The organism is Micromonospora sp. CNZ296, assembly GCF_007827635.1.
The window spans coordinates 212,411-225,751 of sequence record NZ_VISW01000002.1; the positions used below are offsets into that span (position 1 = coordinate 212,411).

Consider the following 13,341-nt stretch of genomic DNA (forward strand, 5'->3'; position numbering starts at 1 on the left):
TCCAGGATTTGAACTCAAGGCTGGCCGTGACGACGTCGTGAAGTTCGCCGACCCGATCCAGCGTCGCTTCGAGGGCGAAGACGTCTGCGCCGTTCGGTCCGGCTCATCCTCGTCGTGTTTCCGAGGACGGCCAAGGACTGCCAGCTTGGCGTACAGGATCGGCGGCGTTGGCCCGTCGGCACCCAAACTCGTGCGGAAGCAGAGGATGTCGTCCGGCTGCGAGCCTGGACCGAGGCTGGCAGCTGTGTGCCCCAGTGGACAATGGCGGAGGCCCGCCGCCGCCACCGCGAGCCAGGGCAGCCTACGAGGCTGTTGAGGATGAGTAAGGCAACGACGTCTGTCGTTCCCCGAAGTCTTGTGACGGCGAAGCGGCTCTTGCTACCTTCCGTGAACCATCGATCACGCTACTTTGGAGGACCGGTGCGACGACGCACAGCTCACAAGGCTGCCGCGCTCTCGGCGGCGACTCTGCTCGCCCTGGCCGCAACGCCGACAGCGCAGGCTGTGGCCTCTTCCGCTCCAGCCGATGCGACCACTGCCGCCACCGAGGACTATGCGCGGCTCAACAACGTGGGCATCGACAAGGCCACTGACGCAATCAATGACCAGAAGAACGTCGTCGAGTTAATCTCCCGCACCGGCGTCACACTTGGGGTCGACGCCGACGTCTGGATCGAGCAGGACTCCGGTGGCCAGACACTGCGGGTGCGCACCGCGCGAAAAGATGTCGCATCCGCCTTCGCCGAACTGCGGCTGTCCAGCCTGACCACCGTCTCGGTGGTCGATGGAACACCGATCAGCAACAGGCGACCCGAGTTGACGACACAGGTCGAGGCTGCAGTACGTCAGGTCTCCCCGGGGGTGCAGGGCATGTACGTCCGGACGGCAGACGGAGCACTGGTCATCGAAACCACAGACAGCGGCAGTGGGTCAGTAGCTCAGGCGGTGAAGGACGCTACCGGTTTTCCCGAGGTCGTGCTCAAGCACCTGCAGGACGCCGGCGGTGACTCTGGGCTGACGGTCCGGGGCGGGGTAGCGCTGACCAGCTGTACTGCGGGCTTCTCCGCGAAGAACGGTTCCGCCATCGGATACTTCTCCGCCGCCCACTGCGGTCAGACTCAGAACATCTACCCTAACACCGCAGGCACCGGCGTCTGGGAAACCAGCACCAGACAGGCCCAGAACTACGGCGCCAACGCGGACATCGCGTTCTACGGCGTCGCCGTCGGCACCGGGAACTCCATCTCCAACACGTTCTACGGGTCATCCTCATCAAGTCCGACGATCGTCGGGGGACCGCAAGACGTGCCGGAAGGCATTACGGCATGTCATCGGGGCAAGACGAGCGGTTGGAAGTGCGGCACGATCACCTCGATCGCCTACAAGCCGACCTGGTCCGGCGCCTGCCCCGGCACGACATGCAATTCGGTCTTCGTCAGGGTGAGCGCCGACCAGGCCGGAGGCGACAGCGGCGGGCCGTGGGTGAACGGAAGTAACGCGATCGGGATCCATAAGGGCGGGGGTAGCGGGTGGAGCGTATACTCCAAGATCTACCGAATCCCGTCAGGCACAACCCTCTACTACTAGCAGAGTTGGTGACGGATGAATCGTGCTGTTCTGCGCCCCCTGCTCGCAGGCTGCGTGATCATGGCTTGCATGAACGGCTGCTCCCGTTCGCCCGACGATGCCTTTGACGCCGGCTCGGCGACATTTGCCCAATATCGAGACGAGGAGCCAGGCGTCGGCGACAGCGCGCTATTGGAGGGCACCGTCTCGAAAAGAGATGAGTGCCTGAGCGTCACCGATTCCACATCAGGCACGGTCTACGTGCCGATCTTTCCTACCTCCTCACTGAGTCAGCCCAAGTCGCTCAAGACCGGCGACAAGGTCTCCTTGCGAGGAGGATCAGTGGAGGCAGCAGCCCCAGAGGGTGCCCAGTTACCGACCCGATGTCCCACGGCCGGACCGTTTTGGGTCGTCGTGGCTTCGTGAGCGCCCGCCTGCAACGGCAAGAGACGGTGGGCCGAACCGACCGGTCCGGCCCACCGTCTGGGTGTACTGCCCAGGCAGGCTGGTTGAGGTCGTGTGACGACACGGCGTAGATAGACGGGATGACGAAGGCCTCCGGTTGTGGAGTGGAGCTGTCTAGGAACCGCTCCGGCAACCAGGAGGCCTTCGTGTCCCACGCTAACGCCGCTCTGAACTCCTCGTGCACGTCTTCGCCTGGCGCGTTTGATCGTGATCACGGGTCGCCCGGGCCGCGAAACGCTATGACGTGTCCTGGCCTATGGCGAAACGGTGGGCGGCGCATTAATGCCGAGCTCGGCGCTGACGCGATTGGCGACCGGTCGTCACGGCCGCGTTCGGCCGCCACCGCCTCGACTGGCGGTGGAAGTTCGGCCCGCAGGACCAGCGGGTGGCCTGACGACTTGACCTTCAGGCAGAGGTGAGCGTCGATCGTGTCCGTCGTCCCGCCGTGATCGGGCTGGGCGGCGTGACCCGTCGACGGAAGGTTTCTCGCCGTGCCCCGCGAACGACTCAGCGCTCTCGCTGCCCTGCCCGGTGATGTGGTCGATCCGCTGTTGTGGCGGCTCGCCTTCGATGTCGCCGCCGCGCACCAACCGAATGAGCGTGGCAACTGCCGGAATCTGCAGTGTGTCGGGCAGCGGGGCATGTGCGCCGCCGCGCGCGCTGCCCGCCGCGCGATGGCCCTCGCTCGGTCTTCCCGAACGACCGCCTCACGTACCCAACCAGCCCGGGGGGGCGCGACGGTGGTCAAACCTTCCCAGCGCGGTTTCGCCGGTTGGTTCGCGACGCGGTCACCACGTGAGGTGACGCGTCCCGTCAGCCGTTCGGCTAGCCTCCCGCGTTGGTCACCTGTGAGGAGCGCCGTCGCGTAGCGGGGCCAGCATCAGTGGCATGCCCGCGCGAGCGCTCATGCCCACCCGAGCGATGTCACGGCGGGCGTCCGGACACGCCCGCAAGGCCGGGCGGTCACAGTCGAGCGGGCACACCAGGTGCGAGCGGCTGGGTACGTGGTTCGGCCCCCCCCAGACGTTCCAGGCGTCGATCTCGCTGCACTCCAGCTCAATGTCGTAGTGCTCGCTCCGGCGCATCGGATATCTGCCGTCGGGGGCCATGTCCGGGTCGTGCAGGCGTGCGGTGATGACGCCGTCGCACGGCAGCCGAAAGTCGCAGACGAGCTCACCATCGTGTTCCGAGGCGTCGTTCGACCGTGGCGGGCATCCGCATCGGCGCGGCCACCACCCCTTGCCGGCAGTCTGGGCACGTGGTGGGGTGCCCCTGCCGGGCCTGCTGGCACGCGATGCTGAAGGGCACGTCGCGGAAGTACTCGCGGCCCGCTGGCGTGCGTCTGCCGATCTTGGCGCAGACGGCGATCAGCTGGCGCTCCGCCCACTGGGCGCCCTGCCATGCCTCCGAGACCCAGCGACGCTTGATGGTGAGACGGTAGCGACCGCAATCTCGGCTCGTGACGCTCGTGGCGCATGCGGGGGTCGCCGGTGCGGCCCACCGTGATGACCCCGTTGTCGAACTGCAGGACGTGGAGGTGTTCTCCGCCCGGACGCATTGATGTCTACTGACCTCTTGCCGCGGCCGGGGAGTGTAGCGACTGCCTCTGACAGCGGCCGGCAAGGATCGACTGCCGTCGCCATCTGACGATCTTCGCCACGGCACTCGCACTCCGTGGCGCCACCACAGCGGTAGGACAACAGAAGGCCACGAACCAGCGGTTGAGGGCAGAATGTGACCACCCGATTCGCCGCTTACGGAGATCGACATCCCAGCATGCGAGACGTCACAGAAAGATTCTCGACCGCGAATCGCGTGGACGGACAGGAACCGTCACGGACGTAGGCGACATCCATAGCACTCAGGCGGACTGGCGACAAGACTTCGCGGCTGATCTGTTGGAGATCGGTGGTTGACTGGATCGGGTTTCCGGGGCGTAATGGAGAGACGTTCCCGCAGCGTCGGCTGGCGCCGTCGGCCACAGACTCAGCGGGCAGGCACCCCCAGTGGGGGTGCCTGCCGTTGCTGGTGCCGACCCTGTCGGGGTACGTCGAGTGATGGGAGGACCCCATGAAGGATCGTCTGTCGGCGAGTTGAGCCGCCGCACCCACCTGAGCGCCTGCGCGCTATCGGTGGTGGGTTCTGATCATCTGTGGCTCGGCTTGGCCGTTCGCCCTGTGTCCACGCTGTTGACTGCGGCCTGCTGTGCGGGCTGCGGCGACGCCTGCTTGCCCTGCTGCCTGCTGCGTGGGGTCTGGCGTGTTCCTTGACTCGACCATAGTGACTTGCCGTCCCCCGCGCCCACGTGAGGGGTCCGCCCGGCCGGGCGTCACCCGGCAGGGTCGCGCCTGCCCGTACCCGGCTGGCAGGCGCGACCCGCAGGCGATCCGCCCTCGTGCCGCACCTGGAACCCACAACCCCAATTTTGGAGAAGATCGTGACTTCACTCGACAACATCGTCGCTACGGGCCCGGCCGTCACGGCCGCCCTCCCGGTCGTCCACGTCTGGGCGACGACGCCTCACCGGGTGTCATCCGGGCCAGCCGGCCACAGGTGGTGGGCCTTTGGCGACACATGACCAGCGACGTCGCGACCCGCCCGCTGCGGCGGGGCGCGGACGGCAGCGGCTGGAGGACCGCGCCCAGGTGGCGATCATGCTGCTGATCGGCGGGGCGGCCGGCGCGGCGTCGTTCACCCACGTGCATGACGTCGCCGCTGCGCACGGCCAGCCGGGCTGGCTGGCCTGGGCCGACGCGATCGTCCTGGAGCTGACCTCGATCGCCGCCGGTCTGGAGCTGCGCCGCAACCGGCGACTGGGCAGAAGCATCGTTTTCCCCGCCACCATGCTGACCGCAGCGGTGCTGCTGTCGCTTGCCGCGCAGGTCGTCGAGGCCGAGGCGTCGGTGATCGGCTGGATCGCCGCCGCCCTACCCGCCCTGGGTTTCCTGGCGATGGTGAAGATCGCCCTCGGCCGCGCCGACCCCACCCCACCCACCTCCACCGCCCAGCCCGCGCCGACGGAGCTCGAACCGCCGCAGACCGTCGACACGTCGGTCCCGGACAACCGCCCGCCGGTCCCCGTCACCGCCGCCGCGGTCCCGGACCCCGCGACAGCGGTCCCCGCCGTCGCGGACCAACCATCGGCGGTCCCGGACCACCCGGACCACGAGGCATCGACCGACGACGGCGCTCCGGAGGTCACCGCGCTGGTACCGGCCGCCCGGACCGCCGCCCACACCCTCACCGCCGAAGGGACACCTCTGTCCCGCAAGGCCCTCGCCCACCGGCTACGCGCGGACGGGCACCAGTTGTCCAACGCCACCGCCTCAGCCCTCGTGCGCGTCCTGCGCGCCGAGACCACCCCGCCGGCACCGGATCCGTCAGCGAGGGAGGTCGCGTGACAGAACCCGAACCAATGGCTTCTGTCAGGCCGAGCCGACGCTGTCAGACCGGCGTGCGCGCCTGTCAGCACGCCCGCGAGCTGACAGAAGTCGACCGGACCTGCCCACCCGCTCTCGCCCGCTGCGGCGGCAGGCGCACCAACGTCACACCCACTCGCACCCTCTGACCATGGAGCAAGAACGATGATCACCCCGCACCGCGAAGCGCACCAGCGTCACTGGCCCGACCCACACCGACTCCTACCAATCCGTCATTCCAGACCCGGTGGGCCCGGCGGTTTAGCAGTCAGCGCGGATCTCCGGTCTACCGTCCGTCTTGATCCTGACCCCCAACCTGACCCCTCACGGCCGCTCACAGCCCAGGTCAACCCCGCTCTCAGCGCTCCGATGCCGCTCCAGACAGACCCTCAACTCTGGGGTCTCCCCCCTGGGGCTGCCCATGCGTAAACCCATACACAGCGCAGATCCGCTGCTGCGGCTTCAAGCCAGCATCACCGCCCGTGACGACCGGCTATTCGGTTGGCTCTACGACCACGGTGTGCTCACCACCGACCAGATCGCCGCCGCCCTATTCCCGTCCCTGGACTTCACTCAACGCCGGCTGCGCCGCCTCACCCTGCTGCGGGCGGTGGACCGGTTCCGACCTAACAAGGCCGACGGCGGCTCCTACCCGTACCACTACGTCCTGGACCAGCTCGGCTACGACCACGTACACGCTCAACGCGGACTTCCACGAGGCCGCCGGGACCAGGCCCGCCGCCGCAAACAGTCATTGACGTCCCGGCCGGACCTGCCGCATCTGCTTGGCGCTAACCAGGTCTTCATCGACCTCGCCGCCCACGCCCGCACTCACCCCGACACCGACCTGGTCCGCTGGCAGCCCGCGTCGGCCTACCACGAACCAGGCTCCCTGTACCGCGCCGGCGGCGACCCGCAGATCATCATCGCCGGAGCGACCGGCTTCCCCCGTCCGGACGGTGCCGGGGTGTGGACCGAGGACGGACGGTCCGTGCCGTTCTTCCTTGAGTACGACACCAGCGGCGAAAACCTGCAGGTCCTCATCGACAAGGTCATCAAGTACGAGCGGCTGTACATGATGAGCACCTGGGCATGGCCGGTGCTGTTCCACCTCCCCTCCGCACGACGGGAGGCGAACCTGCACCACCGCCTCGCCGCCGTCCCCGACCCGACAAAGGTCATCGCCACCACCAGCGCTGAACTACGCACCGCCTTCGCCGCCAGCCCCGCCCACCAGATCTGGCAGCTACCCGGCCGCGCGGGCCGTCACCGCCTCATCGACCTGCCCTATACCGACACCCGCCACGACGACGAATATCCCGTCCATGACCAGCCCGCCCCAGATAAGCGGGACGCCTCATGAGGTCAGGCGGGACAGGCGGCGCGGACGGCCGCCCTGAACGCCCTACACACCGCCGGACATACCCATGCCCGCCAAACCCGCCAGGGCGGGAGCCGTTCTTCGCATGTGGGCGCGCACCGAGGGCGACGAGAGCGGACAGCCCGCATCGGACGGGACCCGTCAGACTCTGTCAGCAGCGCAGTTCGGCGGCAGACCCGCGCCCGTCCGAGTACTCACACCCGACGGCACGTCGCGGTGAGTCGCTGTGAGTGGCGCACTGTTCACTTTCGTGGCCCCTGGAGGTACCGTCCGCGGCCCTCCACCCGCTGCTCCCGCAATCGAAGTCACCCGACCGGCGACTACGTCGACCCGCCGCCCCAGTCCGGGTGGCGGAGGCCGGCGATCGATTTTCAGAACTCCCTGGTGAACCGAGAGAGGAGATGACCATGGCCCCACACCTCGCCCCCACGCCGCGAGTCGTCCTGGGAGGGACATGGCCGCACGCCGTGACCAGCAATCACGTGCGAACACACCACACCCGTCGCCGCCGACCCCGCCCACGCGGACAGCCGGCTGCGAGGCCCCGACCGCGCGTCCCGAGGCGGACGCTCCACTCCTGCCAGGGACGATGTCGATGGCCCGCTACCTGACCGAACCCGCAACCGAGACCGAGATCCAAGCCTTGGCCGCCGAAGCCGGCCTCCCGACCGTCGACCAAGCCGCGACCCTCGCCCGCCTGCTCCGCCTACACCAACCTGCACCGCCACGCGCCGCGTGACCTGCGCCCGCCCTGTCTCGGGGCGGGCGCAGCCTCCTTCACCCGAACGCCGGCCGAGTGAGCACCCTTCGAAGACGGCAACCCCTGCCGTCCGCGACAAGGTGCGGAGCAAGAAACATGAGCCTGGCGATCATCCCAGGGGGTGACATGGCGGAGGTTGAACAAGATTCAGGAACCGAGTTCTACCGTGGCGTACGGTTCCCACACGTACATGCCCTCGTCGCGGTTGAGGACGATGAGCTGGCACGAGGTGATCAGCGCGTCGGCGCTGATTTTCGGGGCGGCGGAGAGGGCCTCGATGAGTGGCGCTGCGGGACCGTCGGTGTTGGTGTAGGCCAGGCTGAGGTGAGGGTCGTAGGGCTCGGCGGCCTCGGGTACGCGGTCCTGCCCCCAGACGTCGGCGATGGCGGCACGGATGGCGGCGCGGAGTTGCCGCACGGGCTCGATCGGCTCGACGGCGATCTGGATGGACTCGGGATCGACGTGGGGGGTTCCGATGGTGAGCTTGAAAGGTGACAGGCGCGAGCACCGGTCGGTGGCGGCGGCCACGATGGCGTCGACGTCGTCGGTGGCGACGTCTTGGACGAAGCCGATGCCCTGCATGGTGAGGTGAAGCCATCGGTTCGGGATGACGTCGAGGCTGGGCTGCGAGGACAGCAGGGACCGGTACTGGTCAGCGAGCTTCTCGACCTCGGGCTGTCCGTCGAAGGTGATGTGCCAGGTGTAGAAGCGGGAGCCGATGCCCCAACCCGGTCGCCAGTACCAGTGATCACGGATATCGGTGGCGTGCGGGACTGCCATGGGTTCTCCAGGTTCAGGGAAGTTGTCGGGCGGCGCCGGTGGCGCAGAACTCGGTGATGGCTGCTTGGACATTGCGGGCCTCGATGCTCGCGCGCAGTGACGGGTTGCCGGCGATGTTGCGCCCGACGCCACGCAGGCGGTGCACCAGCGGGTCGAGCCGCTGTTCGGGTGGCAGAGCGAGCACTGGTGACAGGACCGAGACCGCGCCGTCGAGGCTGCCGGCTTTGAGATGTGCTGCGGCGGCCCAGATGCGGATCTGGGCGAGCGTGCCGTACGCGACCGAGGGGTCCGCGGCGGCTTCCGTCAGGGCGTGCTCGGCATGTTCGATGGCGTTGGCGGCCTCGCCGATGCGGAGCAGCACTGATCCAGCGTAGTTGTGTTGGCGTACCGTGCCGCAGGCGAGGAGGCCACCCACGGGGTCGCTGCTTGCCTGTTGGCGGGCTTCCTCGGCTCGTTGCAATGCTGCCCGTGCCGGCTCGACGGCGCCGATCTCCGCCCACGCGTCCGCTTCTTGGCACGCCAGCATGACGGCCGCGCTGCCTTCGGCGGCATGGCCGTAGCCGCGCACGGCGGCGTTGGCCGCGTCTTCGAACCGCCGCTCCCACAGGTGGGTCTTGCTGACCGTGGAGAGGACCCAGGCGCGGAGGGTGCTGTCGCGGACGGTCTCGGCGCACATCCAGGCGGTGCGTGCCTGGGACTCGGCTGCGGCCGGATGCCCGAGATCGCCGGCCATCCAAGCGAGCAGTGTGCAGAGGTAGCCCGCCCATGTGTAGAGCTCCCGAGACTGATCAGGATTCTGGCGCCCGGTCTGCAGAAGGCGGAATACGCGATCCGCCAGGAGCCCGGCCCGCGCGTAGACGACGACAGGCGGCTCGGTCAGGTAGTCGACGGCGATCCTGCGGGTGGAGGCGGCGACATCGTCGAGGGTGAAGGGCCCGACGTTGGAGGCTTGCGCCCATGCGCCGAAGCTCGCCGTGCGTTCTGACACCGCTATCACCAGTTCCGTCTCGTCCTGCAGAGCGCCCAGGTCCCACCGCAGAGGCTCAGCCATCGCGCCAGGCGGTGCTGAGGATGTGACCGATGGCGCAGGCATCGGGGCGGCGCTCCTGCCGCTCACCGCCGCTCGGTCTGCTTCCGGCATAGCGGTCAGGTCGTCGAGGTCGACCAGACTGCTCGGTTCGGTGCCGAAGACCTGCGCCAGTGCGTTCAAGGCGGCCAAGGTGGGCCGACGACCGCCGAAGGGCCACCGCTCGTAGTCGCTGATCCGCGCCCCGGTGAACGTCGCCGAACCGTTTCCTTTAGCGTTCAGTCTCTCGGCTACCGCGTCCTGAGTCCAACCATGGGCCTGGCGGAAGGCATCCCGGGGGCGTAGCCCGAAGCGGCGCTGCAGCTCGGCGGCGATGGCGGCCGGGGTCACTCCGAAACCGGCCAGTGTCTGGCGTACGTGATCACGCTGCGCCTTGGTGCCCGTCGTCCTCGCCATTGCGGTCACCTCCTACCTGCGGCCTCCTGTCGCACGGTATCGCCCCTCTCATCGGAATCGGTACGGGGCGCGGCGAGGCCAGCGGCCCCGGGGTGGGTAGCTCGTCGCTAATTGATCAAAGTATCTGCAGTTCGTGGGCATGCACGGGTGGGGAAAAATCTCACCACTAATGGGAATCCACTCACGTGGATGCGCTTGGCAAGCTTGCTGAGCCGGATCACGGTCGGTCCGGATGTAGCCACCACCAGTGACGAATGGAGTGGCTGCCACAGCAACGTCAACTGCGGATGCCCGTCGCCGTCGGGTCGTTGACGGCCACCCGGCAGGCGTCTCTCCGCGCCCTGCTCGCGCTTCTCATCCTCGTGAGGATTACCGATGACAACCTCGAACGACCTGGCCCGCTACGGCTATCGGCAGGAGCTCAGCCGCCAGCTGCGGTTTCGGGACCTGTTGGCGTACGGCCTGGTGTACATGGTCCCGATCGCGCCGATGGCGATCTTCGGCAGCGTCTACACGGGCTCTGGCGGCATGGTGGCCCTCGCCTACGCCATCGGCGTGGTGGCGCTGGTGTTCACCGCGTTCTCGTACGCGCAGATGGTGAAGGCGTTCCCGATGTCAGGCAGCGTCTACAACTACGCCGGTCGGGGCATCAGCCCGCCGGTCGGGTTCCTCGCCGGCTGGGTGATCCTCCTCGACTACGTGCTCGTTCCCGGCCTGCTGTACCTGGTGGCGTCGGTGGCGATGCACTCCACGGTGCCGGCGGTGCCGGTGTGGCTGTGGCTGCTCGGGTTCGTCGCGGTCAACACCGTTGTCAACTCGGTCGGCATCCGCATGACGGCGGTGGTCACTCGGGTGATGCTCGTCGGTGAGCTGATCGTCCTGGCATTGTTCCTGGTCGTCGCCGGTTGGGCACTCGCGACGGGCACGGGCCGGTTCAGCTGGGATGCGTTCTACAACGCCGACACCTTCACCTGGTCCCTCGTGGCGGGGGCGGTGTCAATCGCGGTGCTGTCGTTCCTGGGCTTCGACGGCATCTCCATGTTGGCGGAGGAGACCCGTGACGGCGCCCGGCAGATCGGCCGGGCGATGGCGGCCGTGCTCGTCCTGGCGGGGGTGCTGTTCATCGCGCAGACATGGCTGGCGGCGATGCTCGTGCCCAACCCCGGCGGGCTGCTGGCCGAGGGCGACGTGCACGGCACCGCCTTCTACGACGCCGCCGCGGTGGCCGGCGGGAGCTGGCTGGCGACGGTGTGCGCGGTGGCGACCGCGATCGCATGGGGGCTGCCGAACTCGATGGTCGCGCAGGTCGCCACGTCCCGGCTGCTGTACGCCATGGCCCGCGACCGGCAGCTCCCCGCGTTCCTGGCGAAGGTGTCGGTGCGCCGCAGCGTGCCGATCAACGCCACTCTGCTCACGGGTGTCGTGTCCCTGGCCCTGGGCTTGTACATGGCCACCCGCTCCGACGGGATCACGCTGTTGTCGTCGCTGATCAACTTCGGGGCGATGGTGGCGTTCCTGGTCCTGCACGTCTCCGTGGTCGTGCACCACCTGATCCGCCGTCGCAGCGGCAACTGGTTCGCGCACCTGCTCATGCCCGCCGCCGGGTTCGTGATCCTCGCCTACGTGGTGGTGAACGCCAACATCGCCGCCCAGCGCCTCGGCCTGGCCTGGCTGGGCCTCGGCGTGCTGGTCCTGGCCGGCCTGTACCTGACCGGCCGCCGGCCGGTGTTGTCCGGCCTGGCCTCCACCCAGGCCGCTGGGCGTGACATGGAGCGGGTGTGATCGCGATGAGTCACTTCACCTACCGTCCCGCCCGTGACGAGTTGGCCTACACCTTCGGTGGACGCCTGCCGGTGGCGCACGTCCGCTCCGGCGACCTGATCACCGTGCACACCGAGGACTGCTTCGGCGGCCTGGTGCGGGGGCCTGCGGACCTGCCGTCGCAGGTGTGTCAGATGCCGTACCTGAACCCGGTGTCGGGGCCGTTCTTCGTCGAGGACGCCGAGCCCGGCGACACCCTCGCCGTGCACCTGCTGTCGATCGAGCCGACCCGCGACTGGGGTGTGTCGGCGACGTTCCCGTACTTCGGGGCACTCACGTCGACCTCGCACACGGCCACGTTGCAGCCGCCGCTGGAGGAGCGGGTGTGGGTGTACGGCATCGACGGGCACGCGGGCGTCGTTCGGTACCGGGCCACCGCCAGTGACCACATGGTCGAGCTGCCGCTGGATCCGATGATCGGCACCATCGGCGTCGCGCCAGGTGGCATGGAGTCCCGGTCCACGATCGTCCCGGACTACTACGGCGGGAACCTCGACACCCCGGAACTGCGCGCCGGGACCACCCTGTATCTCGGGGTGAACGTGCACGGGGCGATGCTCGCCCTCGGCGACGGACACGCCCGCCAGGGCCACGGCGAAGTCTGCGGTGTCGGCGTGGAGATCGCCACCGTCACGACCCTCGCTGTCGAGGTCATCAAGGGTACCGACACCGCCTGGCCGCGTCTGGAAACCGACACGGCGATCATGTCGGTCGGCTGCGCCCGCCCGCTGGAGGACGCCTACCGCATGGCCCACCAGGACCTCACCGGCTGGACCGTCGACCTGTGCGGCCTGCACACGCTGGATGCCTATCAGCTCATCTCGCAGGCCGGGCGGGCGCCCATCGGCAACGTCTGCGATCCCAACTACACCGTTCTGGCGGCCATCGACAAAGCCCTGCTCCCGCAGCGGCAGGCTGCCTACCGCGACGCGCACGCCCGGCTGCGGGCCCTTGCCGCTGTGCAGGGATAGGGGCCTGGGATGACCACGTCGATACCCCACCTGTCGCTGCGCGACGAGCTGTTCCTGCTCGGGCACCACGACGACACCGGCCAGCCGCACCTGCACCGCCAAGCCCTGGCCCTTGGCATGGCCGGCGGTGTGCTGATCGACCTGTTCCTCGCCGGGCGGATCACCATCGACTCCTACGCCGAGCATCCGGCTGCGGACTGGTGGCTACGCCTGAACTCCGACCAGCCGGTCGGTGACCTGATTGCCGACACTGCCCTCGCCGCGATCCGGTACTCCCGTGCGACTCCGACGGTGAAGGCATTTCTGCGTAGCTTCGCCGACGACCTGTATGAGCGCACTCGCGCCGGACTCATCGCCGCTGGGATCCTGCGCCACACCGCCCGCCGCCGCCTCGGCGGCCTGGTCCGCGCCGACGCCTACCTCCCCACCGACACCAAATGGGCTGTCGTCGCCCGCGCCCGTCTGCGCTACCTCGCCGCCGGCCGCGAACAACCGGACAACCACACCGCCGCGCTCGCCGGACTCGTCGCCGTCCTCGGCCTCGCCGACCACCTCTACCTCGACGACGACACCGCCACCCTCACGGCCCACCTGAAGACCATCGCCGCCCAGCACCACCGCCCCGTCCGGGAAATCACCGCCGCCGTCGACGCCGCGATCGGTGACCTCGCCACCGCCACCTACCGATAGACCAC

The 13,341-nt window shown here is 68.5% G+C and carries 8 protein-coding genes; 6 read left to right on the plus strand and 2 right to left on the minus strand.

Annotation, left to right across the window (positions count from 1 at the left end; translation table 11 throughout):
* Positions 1-420: 420 nt before the first annotated feature.
* The 3 genes from FB455_RS03870 (at position 421) to FB455_RS03885 (ending at position 6,813) form a co-directional block, all read left to right on the plus strand.
* Positions 421-1,587 carry a chymotrypsin family serine protease gene (locus tag FB455_RS03870; protein ID WP_013285704.1) on the plus strand — a complete coding sequence of 389 codons (1,167 nt, stop codon included), beginning with the start codon at positions 421-423 and terminating at the stop codon, positions 1,585-1,587.
* A gap of 3,008 nt (positions 1,588-4,595) precedes the next feature.
* Positions 4,596-5,432 (plus strand): DUF2637 domain-containing protein, encoded by an 837-nt coding sequence (locus FB455_RS03880; RefSeq protein ID WP_041798987.1) that lies wholly within the window; start codon positions 4,596-4,598, stop codon positions 5,430-5,432.
* Positions 5,433-5,871: 439 nt separating this feature from the next.
* The gene (locus FB455_RS03885; RefSeq protein ID WP_013285707.1) at positions 5,872-6,813 is read left to right on the plus strand and encodes a replication-relaxation family protein; all 942 of its coding nucleotides are present in this window, start codon (positions 5,872-5,874) and stop codon (positions 6,811-6,813) included.
* 925 nt (positions 6,814-7,738) lie between these two features.
* On the opposite strand, the gene FB455_RS03895 is transcribed toward FB455_RS03885, so the two are convergent.
* Complete coding sequence (locus FB455_RS03895) at positions 7,739-8,443, minus strand: 2'-5' RNA ligase family protein (protein WP_222433928.1); 705 nt, start codon at positions 8,441-8,443, stop codon at positions 7,739-7,741.
* On the minus strand, positions 8,385-9,854 hold the full coding sequence (locus FB455_RS03900; RefSeq protein ID WP_013285709.1) for a helix-turn-helix domain-containing protein: 1,470 nt from the start codon (positions 9,852-9,854) through the stop codon (positions 8,385-8,387). Before FB455_RS03900 ends, FB455_RS03895 begins: the two co-directional genes overlap by 59 nt.
* 375 nt (positions 9,855-10,229) lie before the next feature.
* On the opposite strand from FB455_RS03900, the gene FB455_RS03905 reads away from it, so the two are divergent.
* Genes FB455_RS03905 through FB455_RS03915 form a run of 3 tightly spaced genes read left to right on the plus strand, consistent with a single transcriptional unit; the run spans position 10,230 to position 13,336 of the window.
* The gene (locus FB455_RS03905; protein ID WP_013285710.1) at positions 10,230-11,636 is read left to right on the plus strand and encodes an APC family permease; all 1,407 of its coding nucleotides are present in this window, start codon (positions 10,230-10,232) and stop codon (positions 11,634-11,636) included.
* A gap of 5 nt (positions 11,637-11,641) precedes the next feature.
* Positions 11,642-12,646: an acetamidase/formamidase family protein gene (locus FB455_RS03910; RefSeq protein ID WP_425311448.1), complete on the plus strand. Its 1,005-nt coding sequence runs from the start codon at positions 11,642-11,644 to the stop codon at positions 12,644-12,646.
* Positions 12,647-12,655: 9 nt separating this feature from the next.
* Positions 12,656-13,336, plus strand: a complete 681-nt coding sequence (locus FB455_RS03915) for a GOLPH3/VPS74 family protein (protein ID WP_013285712.1) — start codon at positions 12,656-12,658, stop codon at positions 13,334-13,336.
* The last annotated feature ends 5 nt before the right edge of the window (positions 13,337-13,341 follow it).